Genomic DNA, 15,324 nt, shown 5'->3' on the forward strand with positions numbered 1-15,324 from the left:
CGGCGCGGCCCAAGGCCGGATGGCCTCGAGACGGGATCGCGCTCACGGTTGCGCCCGCAGCTTGGCGAAGCGCTTCACCGCCCGCTCCCGGCGCAGGCGCGAGAGGCGGGCGATCCAGAAGATGCCGTCGAGCTGGTCGATCTCGTGCTGGAGGCAGGCGGCCTGAAACCCCTCGGCCGCCTCCTCCTGCGCGACGCCGTCGAGATCCTGGAACCGCACCCGGATCGTGGCCGCCCGCTCGACCGGCTCGGACACGCCCGGCATCGAGACGCTGCCCTCCCGCGCCGTGACGCGCTCGGGCGAGCGGTCGACGATCTCGGGGTTGACGTAGACCATGGCCGGCCCGCCCGGCTCCGGGCGCAGCACGACGAGGCGCCGCCGCACGCCGAGATGCGCCGCAGTCAACCCGGCGGCCGCGGCCGAATCGAGGGTCTCCGTCACGTCCCGGGCGAGGTCGCCGAGATCGGCATCGAAGGCCGTCACGGGGTCGGACGGCACGTCCAGCCGCGGGTCGGGATAGAAGATCAGCGGACGGGCTGCCATCGGATCGGGGTCTCGCGCTGGAGGGTGGGGCGGGCGGCACGCCGGCCCCCGCGTCGGCCGTTCGGGGCGCACCGTGCGTCGGGACGATGGCGATTCGGCGAGCCTTCGCAACGACGCGGACGATGGCGCGTTGGGCTCGCGCCCGCGCCCGCAGGGATGTCGCGCCGGGCTCGCCCCGCCTTCGGCGTGGGACGCGCCATGGGCAACCTCAGCGATCGATCGAGAGAAATCGCTTGTGCAGTGCAATCGTCACGCGTAGGAAGTTCGCGCAACACATTTCGGGATAATTCGGCAATGACCCTTCGTCTTTCCAGCACCTTCGCCGCTCTCGTCCTGGCCTCGGCCACCATGACCGCCCCCGTCGCCTTCGCCAAGCCGATGACCGGCGCCCAGGCGGTCAAGATGATCGACACCGACAACGACGGCACCGTCGACATGAAGGAGATCGAGGCGACCGCCTCGGCGACCTTCGATCGCCTCGAGAAGGATGCCGACGGCACCCTCGACAAGAAGGAGCTGAAGGGCCGCCTGAGCGCCGCCGGCCTGAAGAAGGCCGACCCGGACAACGACGGCACGATCGACAAGAAGGAATACCTCGCCGCCGTCGCCGACCGCTTCCAGGCCGCCGACCCGGACAACGACGGCACGCTCGACGCCAAGGAGCTGAAGTCCCCCGCCGGCAAGGCTCTGCTGATGCTGATCAAGTGACCCTCGGGCGCGACCCTGCGGGGTCGCGTCGGATGTGCCACCTGCGAGCCGCCCCGGAAACGGGCGCGGCTCGTTTTCGTTCGGACGCTTCCTGACGCACGTCCGGTTCCGCTTCCCGTCCTGCACCCGCCTCCACCGGACCCTTGCACCGGCCCCTTGGCACCGGACCCTTGCGGCCGACCGTGCGACGTCGCGCGACATGCGAATCCTGTTGACGCATCTCAACCATAGGATGCAAGCTTGCTCCGTCGTGGGGGCAATATCAGCATGAGCATCGATCACCCGAAGGTCGCGGACCAGCCTTCCCTCGTCGCGGAGATGCGCGAGATCATCGAGGAGACCCGCAAGACGATCGAGGCGTCGCAGGGGATCCTCGACCGCTGCACGGCTCACGTCGCCGAGGCTCACAGTGCGGAGGCTCGGGCCGCCGAGGGGACGTCCGGCGATCCGTTCCGTCAACTGGCCGACGCGGCCAGCGAGACCGTCAGCCTGCTCGAAGGCATCGCCGACGGCCTGATCGTCGCCTACGAGTACGCCAAGCTCGACAACGATCCGCCGACGCTCGCCCTGATCGAGAGGGCGATGCTGCATGTCGGCCGGCGCCTCGCCCAGGCCGTCGGCCCGAAGCAGGCCGGCCTCGCCCGCCACTAAGCGCGTCGCGCGCTCAGTATTCCCATTCCGCGCCGACGCCGACGCTGGTGCGGCCGTCGCTGCCGGCCTCGCCCTGGATCTTCACCCGGCGCGTCACGTCGTAGTCGATGGTCGCGCCCGTGTCGGCCGGCTTGGCGCCGGCCTTGATGCCGACGCTGAGGCGATCGCTGAGGTAGCGCGAGGCGCCGCGCCCCGGGCCGCCGCTGGTCCCGGTCGAGACGTCGAGGCTGTCGAGCCCGAGGCCCTTGCGCGCCGCCTCGAACACGTCGACGCCCCCTGCCCCGCCCGAGAGCTGCGACACGGCCTGCGCCAGCTGCAGCGCCTGGAACGGCGACAGGCTGCCCGACGCCTTCTTGAACAGCAGCCGCGACAGCACCTCGTCCTGCGGCAGGCTCGGGTCCGAGGAGATCGCGAAGACCGGGCTGTCGGCCGGCCCCGAGACCGCGATGCGGGCGGTGATGTCGGTGGCCTTTGTCTCGGCGACGAAGTCGAGGTCGGGGGCCGCGATGGCGCCGCCGAAGGTCACGCGGCCGCGGGTGAAGTCGAGGCGCTGCCCGATCACCGCGAGACGCCCGCGCCGAAGCTCGAACGCGCCGTTCGCGTTCGGGTCGCGCGAGGTGCCGGTGACGCGCAAGCTCCCGCCGAGCTCGGCGTCGATGCCGCGCCCGCGCACGAAGATGCGGTTCGGAGCGCTCACCGCGACGTCGAGGGTGGCGTCGAACGGCACGGCGGGCTTGCCGCGCGCGCCGCGTCTTCCCACGGCCGCCACCTGCGCCCCGCGTAGGGCCTTGGCGTCGAGCCGGGCGCGGATGTCGGGCGGGGTGTTGACCCGGCGGATGCCCGGCAGCGGCTGCACCGTCGCGGGCAGCCGGTCAGGCACCGACACGTCGATCGAGACCACGTCGACGCGGCCGGCGATCCGCGGCGTGCGCGACAGCGGGCCGGAGAGCGCGAGGTTCAGGCTCGCCACCGCCGTCATCAGCGGGCTCGAGATCAGCTCGGCGCGCTCGCCCGCGATGCGGATCGTGCCCGGGAACCCGGCCTGGGGCTCGAGCGCCACGCGGCCGTCGGCGCGCAGCGTCCCGCCGTTGCGGGTCGCCAGGGTGAGGCGTTCCAGCACGACCGCGTCGCCGCGCCCCGTGGCGCGGCCCTCGATGTTGGTCAGCCGGATGCCGTTGAGCGGGTCGGTGAAGCTGCCGCCCGACAGCGTCGCGCTGCCCTCCGCCCGCGGTGCGGCGAGCGTGCCCGTCACCCCCGCATCGATCGCCACCCGCCCGGCGACCCGCTGGCCGCCGACGCTGAGCAGGCTGTTGGCGAGCGCCGCGTCGAGCGTTCCCCGCGCCTTCACCGCGAGGCTGCCGCCGGCCGCCGCCGGCAGCGAGCCGGACAGGGTCATCGCGACGCCGGGCCCCGCGGTGATGCGGCCGTCGAGCCCGATCCGGCCGTCGCCGAGGTCGCCCGACGCCCGGGCCTCGATCGGCGGCAGGCCGGCCTTGCGCGTCTCCGGCGTGACGAGGCGGGCGACGGTGAGGGCGTAGTGCCCCTGCGGCCGATCCGTCGGCCCCCGGATCGCGGCCTCGCCGTCCAGGGTGCCGCTCAGCGCCAGGCCGGGCGCGGCGATGCGCGCGAGCGCCAGCGGCAGGGCGCGGATGCCGATCGTCAGGTCGTTGTCGCGCCCGGCCTTGCCCGCGACGGTGACGCGGCCGCCGCCCGCGGCGATCGTCAGGTCATCGATCCGCGCGCCGCCGCCTTCGAGGGTCACCGTCGCAGGGCCCGCGAGCGCCAGCCGGTCGGCGCCCCGCGCGGCGGAGACGCGCAGCAGGTCGATCCGGGTGGCCGCGTCCGAGCCGTGGCCCGGGACGAGGCGGGCGGCGCCGTCGAGGTCGAAGCCGCGGGCGCGCGCCTTAAGCACGAGATCGGTCGCCGCCGGGGAGCCCGCCGCCGTCAGGCGCACCGTGTCGAGGATCTGGTCGGCGGCGACGATGCGGTCGGCCTCGGCCCGCCCGTCGATCCGCGGCGCCCCGAGAAGGTCCTGTCCCGTCAGGTCCGCGTCGAGCCGGGCGAGGCCGATCGCGCCGGCCTGCAGGCGCGCGCCGGTCGCGCGGATCGTCGCGTCCTGCCGGCCGCTCGCGCGGGACAGCGCGATGTCGGCGTCGAGGTGGCCGGCGAGCCGCGTCAGCGCCAGCGGCGTGAGGTCGTCGAGGTCGGCCGCCTTGAGCCGGACCGCGCCCTCCGTCAGCCGGGTCGCGGCGTCGAGCGCGGCGCTGCCGTCGAGGGTCACCGAGCCGAGTCCGAGCCCGAGCCGGTCGAGGCGCCAGTCGGCCCCCGAGCGCGCGAGGTGGGCCCCTCCCTGCAGCGGCTTGCCGCCGACGGTGCCGCCGAGGGCGACCGTGCCGTCGAGCGCGCCGGTCAGGTCCTTGAGGGTCGCCTCGACCTTCAGGCCCCGCACGGGGCGGCCCATGGCGCTGGCCTCGGACGCGCTGACGAGGGCGAACAGGTCGGGATGCTCGAGGGTCCCCGAGAGCCGCCCGGACAGCCCGGCCCGCCCGGCGAGCGCGTCGTCGAGGGCGGACAGGTCCTTCAGGTCGACGTCGAGCTTGGCGTCGGCGACCCGGGCGGTGGCGCGGCCGTCGAGGCGCGCGACGACGGCCGCGCCCTCGAGCTTCGCGCCGTCGAAGGCGTAGCCGTCGTAGACCTGGGACAGGCGCCCGGTGACGCGCGGAGCCGCCCCGAGCAGCCCGTCGAGCGCCGGTCGCCCGAGGGACAGCGCCTCGGTGCGGACATCCACCTCCGCGGTCACAGCCTTCCGCGCCGGATCGCCGCCGAGCTTGGCCGTGCCCGACAGCCTTCCGGCGAGCGGCCGGCCCGCGAGGTCGGAGAAGGCCGAAAGGTCTGACAGCGCGGCCTCGACCGTGCCGGTGAGCGTGTTGCGCCCGACGCGGCCGGCATAGTCCGCCCGCATCGTCGGCGCCTCGACGTGCAGGCGCGAGACCGAAACCGCGTTGTCGGGCTCCAGGGTCCCGCGGAAGTCGAAGGCGGCGCGTGCGCCGAGCGCCCGCCGCAGGGCGGGGTCGGGCAGCGTCAGCCCCTCGACCCGGGCGTCGGCGCTGAGGTCGAAGCGGTCGGCCGCGGTGGGCTCGGCCGCGAGCCGGGCTTCGACGAGGTCCAGGGCGCTGTCCCGGGTGCGCAGGCCGGCGGCCTTCAGGCTGCCCGCCACGTGCGGCCGGGCGAGCGGGCCTTTCAGGCTACCGTCGAACACCAGGGTCTTGAGCTCGCTGTCGGCGGCCCGGGTCACCCCGCCCTCGGTCGGCACGGCGCGGGCCTGGAGGGTGAAGTCGGCGTTCCGTGCCACGTCCAGGGTGCCGCGCGCGTCGAGGCGGGCGGTCCGCGAGGTCAGCTCGAGCCGGTCGATCCTGAGCGCGCCGCCATCGGAAAACCCGAGGGCGCCGTCGAGCTTGGTCGTGCCGGAGAACACCGCCGCGGCCGGGCCTGGAAGCAGGCCCTCGATGCGCGCGGCGAGGTCGAGGGCGAGGCGCCGCTCGGCCCCGACCCGCGAGATCCGGGCGCCGCCCTGGGCGCCGATGGTCTCGCCGGCGGAGAAGTCGAGGCGGGCGTTCCAGGCGTCCAGCGTCCCGCGGCCGTCGAGGTCGAGGTCGACAGGCGGGGCGCCGGGCATGTTCAGGCCCCTGGAGAGCAGGCCGCCGGCCGGCTCGTTCAGGGTCGCCTTCAGCTCCAGGCGCTCGCCGTGCGGCACGAACAGCAGCTTGAGGCCGAACCGGCCGCCGGCATCCTGGCGCTGCACCGCCGCGTCGAGGTCGAGCCCTTCGGACGGCGCGCCGAGCTTCGCCCGGCCCTTGGCCGAGAGCCGCGCCGGCTGCCCGGCGAGCCCTTCGCCGAGGACGAGCTCGGCGAGCGAGAAGTCCTTGATCTCGACCTTGACCGGCAGGTCCGGCAGCAGGGTGCCGTCGGGCTCTGGCGTCGCGGCGACGGCGGAGGGCACCGGGCGCCGCAGCACGTCGAGCCGGCCGACCTCGAGGGTGTCGACCTCGAGCCGGCCGGAGAGCAGCGCGAGGCGGCGCCAGACGATGCGCGCCCGGTCGAGCTTCAGCCAGACCCCGTCGCGGTCGCTGATCGCCACGTCGCGGATCGTGGCGTCCGACGAGAGGGCGCCGTCGACCGCGCCGATGGCGACGCGCGACGACGGGGTGGAGAGCGCGCGCGACAGCAGCCCGCCGAGCATGGTCTTCTCGGCCTCGTCGGCGGCCTGGGTGACGGCCGCGGGCGCGGCGAGGCCGAGGACGAGCAGGATCGCGACGGCGACGCGGATCCCTCCCCCCCCTGCGGGGGGAGGGAGAACGCGCGCGAACCGATCCCGTATCCCCATCAGAACGACTGCCCGAGGCTGATGTAGAGGGCGACCGGGCGCTCGTGGTTGCCCTTGATCCGGTCGAGGGGGAATGCGACGTCGACGCGGATCGGGCCTATGCCGGTGTAGTAGCGAAGCCCGAGGCCCACCGCGGTGCGGATGCGCTCGTCGAAGTCGGGGAGCGAGCCGGCGAACGCCGTGCCCGCATCGAAGAACGGCACCACGCCGATCGTGTCGGTGACCTTGATCCGGGCCTCGAACGAGGCTTCCAGCAGGCTTCGGCCGCCGACCGGCAGGTTGAACGGCCCGCGCGGGCCGAGCGTGCGATAGGGGAAGCCGCGCACCGAGCCGCCGCCGCCGGCGAAGAAGCGGATGTTGGCCGGAATGTCCTCCAGGCTCGCGCCGGAGATCGAGCCGAAGCCGAGGCGGCCGGCGAGGATGTACCGCGCGTCCTCGTCCAGGGCGTAGTAGGTCGAGCCCTGCGCCTTGGCGACGAAGATCGACGGATCGGAGCCGAGGAAGCCGGCATAGGGCGTCGCCGAGGCCGTCAGCCGGACGCCCCTGGTCGGGTCCAGCAGGTTGTCGGTCGAATCGTAGGACACCGAGACCGGGATGCCGACCAGGCGGTAATCGACCTTGCCGAGCGCGTCCTGGGCGCGGCCCGCCTGCCCCTCGACGCCGACCTGCGCGTAGAACGTGTCCGAGAAGCGGTGGCGGACGCCGAGCGTCCCGCCGGCGGCGTCCGCGACGTAGCTCTGCTGCGCCTCGCGACCCGCGAACAGGTTGGCGATCAGGTCGTTGCGGGTGCCCCAGAGCGCCGGCTTCACGAAGGTGGCGGACAGGCGCCCGCCGAGCCCGTTCGACTCGATGCCGGCGAGCTTGCGCTGCGTGGCGTAGAGATCGTTGCCGAGGTAGAACAGGTCGGCGTCGAGCCGGATCGTCTCGCCGCCGCCGAACAGGTTGCGGTTGGCGTAGGTCGCGCGGATGCCGGGGCCGTCGACGGTGGAGTAGCGGGCCGAGACGCCGATCAGGTTGCGGTCGCGCTCGGTCACGTCGACGAAGATCGGCAGGTTGCCCTGCGCATCCAGCGCCTCGCCCTCGCGCACCCGCACCGAGCCGAGGCCCTCGACCTTCACCAGCGCCCGGCGCATGTCGGTGAGCGCCTTCGGCGAGTACGGGTCGCCCGGCTCCGCGTCGATGAAGGAGCGCACCACCGCCGGGTCGATGTCCTTCGTGCCGCGGACCGTGACCGCGCCGAGGCCGGCCTGCGGGCCGGGATCGACGGTGAAGGTCACGTCCATGACGTGGGCGGCGTCGTCCACGACGGGATCGCGCGACACCACCTTGGCGAAGGGGTGGCCGCGCTCGCGGAAGCGGTCGACGATCTTCGCCTCGCGGGCGAGCACGAGGCTGGAGCGCGCCGGCGTCTCGTCGTCGACGCGGGTGAAGCGCTTCGGCAGCACCTCCTCGGGGAAGGCGGCGCCTTGCGGGTCGCGTACGGTGACGGTGCGCAGGGTGTAGAGCGGCCCGGCATCGACCGCGATGCGGACCGGGACCAGGGTGCGGGCGCGCTCGGCATCCGCCGCCCGCGCGGCGGCGATCAGCGAGGCCTCGCCGCCGAGCACCACCTCCTCGATCCGGACGGTGACACGGCCCGCGTAGTAGCCGTAGCCGGAGAGCGCGTCGGGCAGGCGCCGCAGGTCGGCCTCGGCGCGGCGCACCAGCCCTTCCCCGTCCGGCGGCGGCTCGCGGCGCAGGCGGTGGAGGGTCGAGGTGTCCTCCAGCGTCTTCTCCAGGTCGGAATCGTCGGTGCCCTGGATCTTCAGCGCGTAGGGCAGCGCGGTGGCGCTCGGCGCCAGGGGCTCCTCCTCGGAGCCGAACAACCCGAACAGGTCGAAGGCCGCGGCCGGCGAGGCGGCCAGGGACAGGCCGGCGGCCATGACGGCGCCGGCGAAGGCGCCGTTGCGGCCGCGCGGGACGGTGGTGGCGCGATCCGGGTTCCGTCGCGTCACGCGCAGGGGCCGGCCGTCCGCTGCACGTCCGCGGCGTGCGGAAATTCCGTCGCGCTCATCTCGAAGTCCCCCCTCGTCGCGATGCCGATCATGCCGGAGCAGGCCTTAAGGAAGGCCGCTGCCGGTGGTCCCCCGCCCGAGCCGGATCCGGGGTGATCGGGCGCCGGACCCTCCGTCCGGACCCCATCGCGCACCGGGCCGAACCTAGACGGCCGGGCCGGCTGCGGCAACCTTCGGCGGGCTTCGCAGGGGGCGGCGCCGGGACTGTCGGCCGGACTCTTGTCAGACGGCAGGCCGCGACCTAACTCCAGCGTGCGTCGATGCTTGCCGGCCGCCGCCGGGTTGCTCCGCCCGCTGTCCCTTTAGCCACTTGCAAGGGCGTCGCTTCGACTGACATTCCATCTCGACATCCAACCTGCTTCGCCCACCCCCGCGCGTGGACAGCCGCTCGGGCCGGCAGGCTCAACACATCGATACGACGGAGGTAGGCGCCATGAGCACGGGCACCGTGAAATGGTTCAACGAGACCAAGGGTTACGGCTTCATCCAGCCGGATGACGGCGGCAAGGACGTGTTCGTCCACATCTCCGCCGTCGAGCGCGCCGGCATGCGCAACCTGATCGAGGGCCAGAAGCTCTCCTACGAGATCGAGAACGACCGGCGCACCGGCAAGCAGTCGGCCGGAAACCTCCAGGCGGCCTGATCCGCGACAGCGACGCCTCCGGACGGAGCGGTCCGGGGGCGTCGATCGTCCCGCTGCGGCATATCCGCATCTGTCCCTGGATTTGCGACGGCGCGACGACGATTGTCACCCATCGCGGCGATTTCCGAATGCAGCTCAGGTTGCACGCCGCCCATCCGTCGGTCATTGGCTTTTTCGATTCGCCGCGAGGCGGAATCAGGCTTGCCGAATCCGATTTGCTGAAGGGCCCGTTCCCCCGGCCCCGTCCCGCGGATTGATCCGTCGCGGACGCTCCCGAAACCCGAAGTGAGACACCGTACGAGAAAGGTCAGATGAGCGCATTCGACTATCGTAATTTCGACGACCGCCGCCAGAATTCCGCAGCCGCCAAGGCTGCCCTGCTCGCCAAGTTCAAGGCGCGCCCCCCGGCCGACGACCCCGAGATGATCGCCAAGGCTAAGGCCCGGGCCGAGCTCGTCCAGGCCCGCGAGACCCGTCTCCGCGAGCGCGAAGCCGCCCGCATCGCCGCCGAGAAGCAGGCCGCGGAAGAGAAGCGCGCCCGCGAGGAGGCCGAGCTCGCCGCCCAAATCGCCCGCGAGGCCGCCGAGGCCGCGGCGTTGCAGGAGCGCAAGGCCGCCGAGCTCGCCGCGAAGAAGGAACTCCGCGACGCCCGCTATGCCGCCCGCAAGGCCAAGGTGAAGACCAAGCGCTGACGCGGACGCCGCGTCGTATCGGCCGCCAGACAGCGCCGTCCGCCCGCCGCGGACGGCGTTGCCGTTTCTTCCGGACCTTCGCGCCTCGCGCGGCCGTCCCGCCTGTCCGCAGACCGCCGAAGAGGAAACATGATCGAGCGGCATTTCCGACGGCGTGCGTGCCGGGCCGGCATCGGGCTGGCCGCGATGCTCGTCACCCCCGCGCTCGCGCAGCCGGACGATCGGGTCGCGGCCTGCGATACCCTCGTGTCGCTCCGCCTCCTTACGACCGCCGCCCCCGACCGCGCCGCCGCCCTCGCCCAGGCCGGCAGCCGGCCCGGCTGCAAGGCGATCCGGCGCGCCGACGTCGGCGCGGTCGAGCACCGCGCGATGATCGGCGGCGCGCCGTTCGAATGCCTCGCGGTGAAGGGCGAGCCGGCCTGCCTCTGGGTTCAGCCTTGAGGAGCTGAAGTCAGGATGACGGCCTGCGGGTCGGTCGATGCGTCGCGCCGAGATGCGGGGAGGCGCCGGCAGCCGTCCTGCTTCGGCTCACCCCGGCGGCGGGCGCATCGCCGGGACCGTCGTCGACGCCTCACCCCCATCGGGGCGGGTCGGCCTCAGACGCTGAGCGGCGCGCCGATGCGGGCACGCAGCTGAAGCCGCAGGTTCTCGTTGGCGTTGCCCTCGGCGTCGAGGGCCGACATCAGGCGCAGGAGCTGGCTGATCGGCGTGGCGCGGCTCTGGACCGCCTCCGCGATCCGCTCGTGGAGAGGCCTGTCGCTGCAGGGATTCCAGGTCTGTACGCTGGTCTCGGCCGTCTGACGCATGATCCGCCCCGTCCTTAGAAGGATCCCAGGAAGTTCCGGCGGGGTGGCTACGCCTTTCGCGCCACCCGCGCCAGTCTTATCCTGCGTTGTCCGTAGCCGGCGCGAGACCGCGTCGCATCCGGGCCACACGCATGCCAGGATTGCGGGGACAATTGCGGGCGCGCACCGGATTCGACGTCAGATCGTCTTGCGCTTTGCCAGCGGCGAGGATTCGAAGTCTTCGAGCAGGTGCTGTGGGCTGCGATAGATCGCGATGCAGCCGGCCGCCTTCAGGTCGGTTTCGGGGAACCCGCCGCACAGCAGGCCGACGGTGGCGAGCCCGGCCTTGCCGGCGGCCTGCGCATCGTAGGGCGTGTCGCCCAGGACCACGATCTCGGCGCGGTCGATGCCTTCGAGCCGCTTCAGCGCCGCCTCGAAGATGTCGGGATGGGGCTTCGAGCGCTCGGCGTCGTCCGAGCTCGTCGCCGCGTCGACGAGGTCCGCGATGCCGAGCACGTCCTGGTAGTGCTCGACCTCGCTGCGCTTGCCCGAGGAGGCCAGCGCGATCGTCGTGCCGTCGGCGCGGATCCGCTCGAACAGGGCGCGCACGCCCGGGAACGGCTTCACCCGGTCGCGGTAGGCGCGCTTGAACAGGTCGGAGCGGTAGGCCTCGATCGCCTCGCCCTGGTCGCGCAGCTGCGCCTCCGACAGGAAGACCGGCATCAGCTCGTCGCCGCCCTTGCCGATCTGGCTGCGGACCTTGGCGACGTCGGTCTCGACGCCGAAGTAGCGGAAGGCCTCGACCCAGGCCTCCGCGTGAAGGTCGACGCTGTCGAGCAGCGTCCCGTCGATGTCGAAGATCGCGGCTTTCATCGGCTCAGCGCGGGATCGGGACGAGGCGCAGGCCGTCGTCGGGCAGCAGGTTGCGCGTGGGGCCGCCGGTCTGCTGGCCGCGGCCCTGCTGGTAATAGGGCAGCTCCGGCCGCCGGTCGTTGTCGCCGCCGGAATCGTAGGCCCAGGCCGGCTGCCAGGGCGCGCGGCCGCCGACGGTGATCGGCACGGTCTCGCCGAGCGGGCCAGCCGGCGCGCGGTCGCGATAGACCTGCGCCTGCGCGGCGGCCGGGACGGCGAGCAGGGCGAGCAGAAGGCCGGCTGTGCGGAGCGTCATCGGGTCCTCGTGTCGGAAAGGGCGGCGCGCGGGGCGCGCGCGTATCCCGGCCGGTGCAGGGTTCTCGTCGGACAACGGCACAGCTTCGCCGCCGTTCCACGGCCCTCGTCGCGCACTCACGCCGCCGGCGCCTCCGTCCGCGGATGGACGTGCCAGACATAGGCGCACAGGAGCGCCACCGGCACGCCGATCAGCGCCGTGCCGACGAAGAACCAGGCGAAGCCGACATCGGCGATGATGAAGCCGGAGGCGCCGGCCAGCAGGCTGCCGGGGAGCGCGCACAGCGAGGTCAGCAGCGCGTACTGGCTGGCAGCGTGCTCGCTCGCGGCCAGCGACGACATGTAGGTGATCAGCACGATCGAGGCGAAGGCGTAGGCGAAGCTGTCGACGCTGACGGCGATCGCGAAGGTCCAGAACGCCGCTCCCCCGTCACCGCCGTGGATCGCGAGGTAGGCGAGCGCGAGGTGCGAGGCCGAGCCGAACACGGTGCCCGCGACGAGGCTCGCGAGGATCCCGATCCGCGGCACGACGAAGCTCGCCAGGAACGTGCCGGCCAGCGCGACGCCGAAGCCGAACAGCTTGGTCACCGTGGCGATGTCGGTGTTGGAGTAGTGCAGGCTCTTGAACAGCGGCATCGCCATCGCGCTCGACACGTAGCCGGGCATGCGGAAGCCCGCGACCATCACGAGGATCGGCACCGCCATCGGCCCGAGCCGCGTCACCAGCTCGCGGATCGGCGCGACCACGGTCTCGACGAAGCCGGCGCGCTCGTGCGTCGCGGGCCGGGCGGGTTCCGGCTCGGGGGCGATCAGGGCCGCGATCATCCCGGGCGCCATCAGCACGGCCATGCACAGGTAGGCGGCGCGCCAGCCGTAGGCGTCGGCGAGGTAGAGCGCCCCGGCGCCCGCCGCGAGGTTGCCGACCCGCCAGCCGACCTCGGCGAAGGACGACATCAGCGCCTGCCGCTCGGGCGCCACCGCGGTGATGCGCCAGCCGTCGATCACCACGTCCTGGGTCGCGCCGGCGAATCCCAGCGCCAGCGAGAACACCACCGTCCAGGCGAGGAAGTCGGCCGGGTCGCCGAAGGCGATGCCGGCGAGCGTCAGCGCCACGCCGAGCTGCGTCGCCACGATCCAGCCGCGCCGCCGCCCGAGCCAGCGCCCGAGGATCGGGGCGTCGTAGCGGTCGAGGAACGGCGCCCAGAGGAACTTGAACTTGTAGGCCAGCGTCAGCTCGCTCAGCAGCCCGAGGATGCCGATCGGCACCTTCGCCTCCGACAGCCACGCCGACTGCGTGACGTAGACCAGCAGGAACGGAAGCCCGGAGCTGAAGCCGAGCCCGAGCATCGCCACGATGCGGCGATCCGCGAGGTGGGTCAGGACCAACGGCTTGGCGGATGCGGGCGCGTCGGCCCCGCTCACGGCGTCTGGCATGCGAACCACAACCCCTGGCTTACGGAGATTCGGGGATCCGTCCCTCGCGCCTGCAGGATCGGCGTATCCCGCATCCGGGGCCATCCGGGAAGGGGGCATCCGGGAAGGTGCCGAGCGGGTCCTCGAAACGGCAAGAGCCCGCCCCTCGGTCGAGGGGCGGGCTCTTGCGGTCGAGTTTCGAGGCCTCGGCGGCGGCTCAGTGCAGGCTGGCGCCGGTCGTGGCGCGGGCGGCTTTTGGCTTGGCGGCGAGGCTGGCGGCCGCGAGCGCCTTCGGAGCCTTGGGGGCCGCGATCTTGGACGCCGCAGCCTTCGGGGCCGGCTTGGCGGCAGCGGTCTTGCTGGCAGCGGTCTTGCCGGCAGCGGTCTTGGCGGCAGGCTTCGCGGCGGCCTCGGCGGGCTTCGCAATGGCCTTGGCGCGGCTGGCGCGGGGCTTCAGGGTCTTGGCCGGGCTCGGGGCGAGGCTGGTCTCGGCGACGGCCTCGATCGTCAGGATCGGCGCGGGCGCGGCGATCTCGGCTTCGGCGCGCAGCCAGTGGGCGTCCGCCCGGCCGTGGATGCGGCCTTCGTCCTCCCAGATGTAGTAGGCGCGCTCGCGCACCCGGTGCTCGATCAGGTCCATGTCTCGTCTCCCGTTGCTGTCCCGGGGAAACGATGAAAGCCGGTGGTTAAGGCAGGGTTAACGGGTGTTGCGGTGCGAAGCCGGCGCGAATCCGTGCGCCAGCGCGGGGTCGTCAGCGCTTCGACAGGCGGAGCGCGTTCGCCCGGACCTTGCGCCGGTAGCCGGCGATGACCTTGGCGGTCGAGGCGCCGGACGCCATCATCAGCGCGGCTTCGCCCGCCGCCACGACCTTCTCGGTGACCATGCGCTGCGCCTCGGCCTGGCCGACGGCCCCGCCCGCCGAGAGCATCATCAGCCGCATGCCGATCACCTGCTGCGATTCGAACGCCAGCATCGTGGCGTCCATCCCGAGCTTGAACCAAGAACCGTACATGCGTTGACACTCCAGGCGAGGCGCGCGCGACGAGCGGCACCGGCGCGCCGCGGGTTCCCTCCGCGCGGCACCGGTGCCGTATCCGGCCCGACGAGAAAGAGGGGCTTCAGTCGAAGCTGCGGCCCTTGGCGGCCGAGCCGCCGAGGCTGATCTTCTTGGCAGGCCCGCCGAGGCTGACCTTCTTCGGCTTGGGCGCGCCGGCCTCGACCACCGGGACGGGGGCGGGCGCGGGCTTGAGGTGCGCCTGCCCGTGGATCACCGATCCGACCTCGCCGGCGACCCGGATCAGGTCCTCGCGCTCGCAGGCGCGGGCCACCTTCAGGCCGAGCTGGTGCATGTGGCTCTTGCCGTAGAGGTAGGCGGCGAGCTGTGCCCGCTTCAGCGGCGCGATGCCGGCGACGATCTCGGGGAAGTCGTACTCGTCGGCCCGGTAGACCTCGCCGAGCAGTTCCAGGGAGACCGGGCAGGCGGCATCGGGCTCGGCGCCGCTGGTTGGATGGGCTTGGGTCATGGATCACCTCGGGTCGATGTCGGGTCCGCGGCGGGGCCGGCGGCCGCGTCGGGGGAAGGTTCGGCCGGAGCGAGCGCGGCGCGCGCGCTCTCCGGCGGGGTGGCGGGCCGCGGCCGGTCCGGCCGCAGGGGCGTCGGCGCCGGCGGCCGTCCGAGGCAGCCGGTGCAGACCGAGGCGATCGCGATGTTCGCGCGGACGGTGCTGCGCTCCCACACCGCCTCGCGCGCCGCCCGCGCCGCCGCGATCTCCGGATCGACCCCGCCGGAGCCGAGCGCGGGCGGAGGCGCATCCGAGGGGCGGATGCGCAGGAAGAGCGGTTCCTGCGCCGAGGCGGGCCCGATCGCAAGGGGACCGATCGCAAGGGGACCGATCGCAAGGGGCCCGATCATAAGGGGCAGGCTCACGAGGGCGAGCGCCGGGGCGAGCCACAGGACGGGCCGCGAATCGGACCAGCAGGTCATGCCTTCGAGACCTCCCCTAGGCCGGTCGCGTCCGACGCTCCATCGAAGCGCCAGGGTTAACGTCGGCTTAACGGTTGCGGTGCCGGACAGATCCCGTCCCGGGGCGGCGGCTGTGCGGCGGGGATGCGGCGTCGGCGCATTAACCTTTCGTTAACTGTCCGGCGCTCAGCCTGGAGCAGGATTCGGAGGGCTGTTGCATGGCGATCCTCGGGTTTGTCGAATGGCTCGGCCAGGGCGTCGCCGCGGCGCTCGCCGGATGCGCGGCGACGCCCTGGCCGAGCCATTCGACAAACCCGAGG

The 15,324-nt window shown here is 73.1% G+C and carries 16 protein-coding genes; 5 read left to right on the plus strand and 11 right to left on the minus strand.

The features are described 5' to 3' along the window. Positions 1-42 precede the first annotated feature (42 nt). Entirely contained in the window at positions 43-543 is a 501-nt protein-coding gene (locus FV227_RS17290) for a peptide deformylase (protein WP_147726350.1), read from the minus strand. 294 nt (positions 544-837) lie between these two features. On the opposite strand from FV227_RS17290, the gene FV227_RS17295 reads away from it, so the two are divergent. Both FV227_RS17295 and FV227_RS17300 read left to right on the plus strand, forming a co-directional pair. Continuing rightward, complete coding sequence (locus FV227_RS17295) at positions 838-1,251, plus strand: EF-hand domain-containing protein (RefSeq protein WP_147726351.1); 414 nt, start codon at positions 838-840, stop codon at positions 1,249-1,251. Between the two features lie 267 nt (positions 1,252-1,518). Continuing rightward, entirely contained in the window at positions 1,519-1,902 is a 384-nt protein-coding gene (locus FV227_RS17300; RefSeq protein ID WP_147726352.1) for a hypothetical protein, read from the plus strand. A 13-nt stretch (positions 1,903-1,915) separates the two neighbouring features. Here the strand turns inward: FV227_RS17300 and FV227_RS17305 are convergent, their stop codons facing one another. Both FV227_RS17305 and FV227_RS17310 read right to left on the minus strand, forming a co-directional pair. Then, on the minus strand, positions 1,916-6,286 hold the full coding sequence (locus FV227_RS17305; RefSeq protein ID WP_147859540.1) for a translocation/assembly module TamB domain-containing protein: 4,371 nt from the start codon (positions 6,284-6,286) through the stop codon (positions 1,916-1,918). After that, positions 6,286-8,208, minus strand: coding sequence for an autotransporter assembly complex family protein (locus FV227_RS17310; RefSeq protein WP_147727287.1), 1,923 nt, complete (start codon positions 8,206-8,208; stop codon positions 6,286-6,288). Before FV227_RS17310 ends, FV227_RS17305 begins: the two co-directional genes overlap by 1 nt. A gap of 565 nt (positions 8,209-8,773) precedes the next feature. Here FV227_RS17310 and FV227_RS17315 point away from each other — a divergent pair. The 3 genes from FV227_RS17315 (at position 8,774) to FV227_RS17325 (ending at position 10,116) form a co-directional block, all read left to right on the plus strand. Further along, positions 8,774-8,983 (plus strand): cold-shock protein, encoded by a 210-nt coding sequence (locus FV227_RS17315; RefSeq protein WP_018043862.1) that lies wholly within the window; start codon positions 8,774-8,776, stop codon positions 8,981-8,983. Between the two features lie 311 nt (positions 8,984-9,294). Continuing rightward, on the plus strand, positions 9,295-9,675 hold the full coding sequence (locus FV227_RS17320) for a DUF6481 family protein (RefSeq protein WP_147727286.1): 381 nt from the start codon (positions 9,295-9,297) through the stop codon (positions 9,673-9,675). Between the two features lie 129 nt (positions 9,676-9,804). Continuing rightward, the gene (locus FV227_RS17325) at positions 9,805-10,116 is read left to right on the plus strand and encodes a hypothetical protein (RefSeq protein WP_147727285.1); all 312 of its coding nucleotides are present in this window, start codon (positions 9,805-9,807) and stop codon (positions 10,114-10,116) included. A gap of 155 nt (positions 10,117-10,271) precedes the next feature. Here FV227_RS17325 and FV227_RS17330 read toward each other — a convergent pair whose 3' ends face one another. The 8 genes from FV227_RS17330 to FV227_RS17365 all read right to left on the minus strand — a co-directional run bounded on the left by FV227_RS17330 (position 10,272) and on the right by FV227_RS17365 (position 15,025). Continuing rightward, positions 10,272-10,481, minus strand: a complete 210-nt coding sequence (locus tag FV227_RS17330; protein WP_147859541.1) for a hypothetical protein — start codon at positions 10,479-10,481, stop codon at positions 10,272-10,274. 177 nt (positions 10,482-10,658) lie between these two features. Then, positions 10,659-11,333 carry an HAD family hydrolase gene (locus FV227_RS17335; RefSeq protein ID WP_147859542.1) on the minus strand — a complete coding sequence of 225 codons (675 nt, stop codon included), beginning with the start codon at positions 11,331-11,333 and terminating at the stop codon, positions 10,659-10,661. A gap of 4 nt (positions 11,334-11,337) precedes the next feature. Beyond that, positions 11,338-11,628: a hypothetical protein gene (locus tag FV227_RS17340; protein WP_147727282.1), complete on the minus strand. Its 291-nt coding sequence runs from the start codon at positions 11,626-11,628 to the stop codon at positions 11,338-11,340. Positions 11,629-11,744: 116 nt separating this feature from the next. Further along, positions 11,745-13,061 carry an MFS transporter gene (locus tag FV227_RS17345; RefSeq protein WP_147859543.1) on the minus strand — a complete coding sequence of 439 codons (1,317 nt, stop codon included), beginning with the start codon at positions 13,059-13,061 and terminating at the stop codon, positions 11,745-11,747. A 196-nt stretch (positions 13,062-13,257) separates the two neighbouring features. Next, entirely contained in the window at positions 13,258-13,680 is a 423-nt protein-coding gene (locus FV227_RS17350; protein WP_147727280.1) for a DUF2934 domain-containing protein, read from the minus strand. A 112-nt stretch (positions 13,681-13,792) separates the two neighbouring features. Further along, positions 13,793-14,053, minus strand: a complete 261-nt coding sequence (locus tag FV227_RS17355; RefSeq protein ID WP_147859544.1) for a hypothetical protein — start codon at positions 14,051-14,053, stop codon at positions 13,793-13,795. A 106-nt stretch (positions 14,054-14,159) separates the two neighbouring features. Beyond that, complete coding sequence (locus FV227_RS17360) at positions 14,160-14,564, minus strand: hypothetical protein (protein WP_147727278.1); 405 nt, start codon at positions 14,562-14,564, stop codon at positions 14,160-14,162. Continuing rightward, a complete protein-coding gene (locus tag FV227_RS17365) occupies positions 14,561-15,025 on the minus strand; it encodes a hypothetical protein (protein WP_147859545.1) in 465 nt (154 codons plus the stop codon). Before FV227_RS17365 ends, FV227_RS17360 begins: the two co-directional genes overlap by 4 nt. Positions 15,026-15,324: the final 299 nt, after the last annotated feature.

The sequence above is a fragment of the Methylobacterium sp. WL119 genome (assembly GCF_008039875.1).
GTDB lineage: Bacteria > Pseudomonadota > Alphaproteobacteria > Rhizobiales > Beijerinckiaceae > Methylobacterium.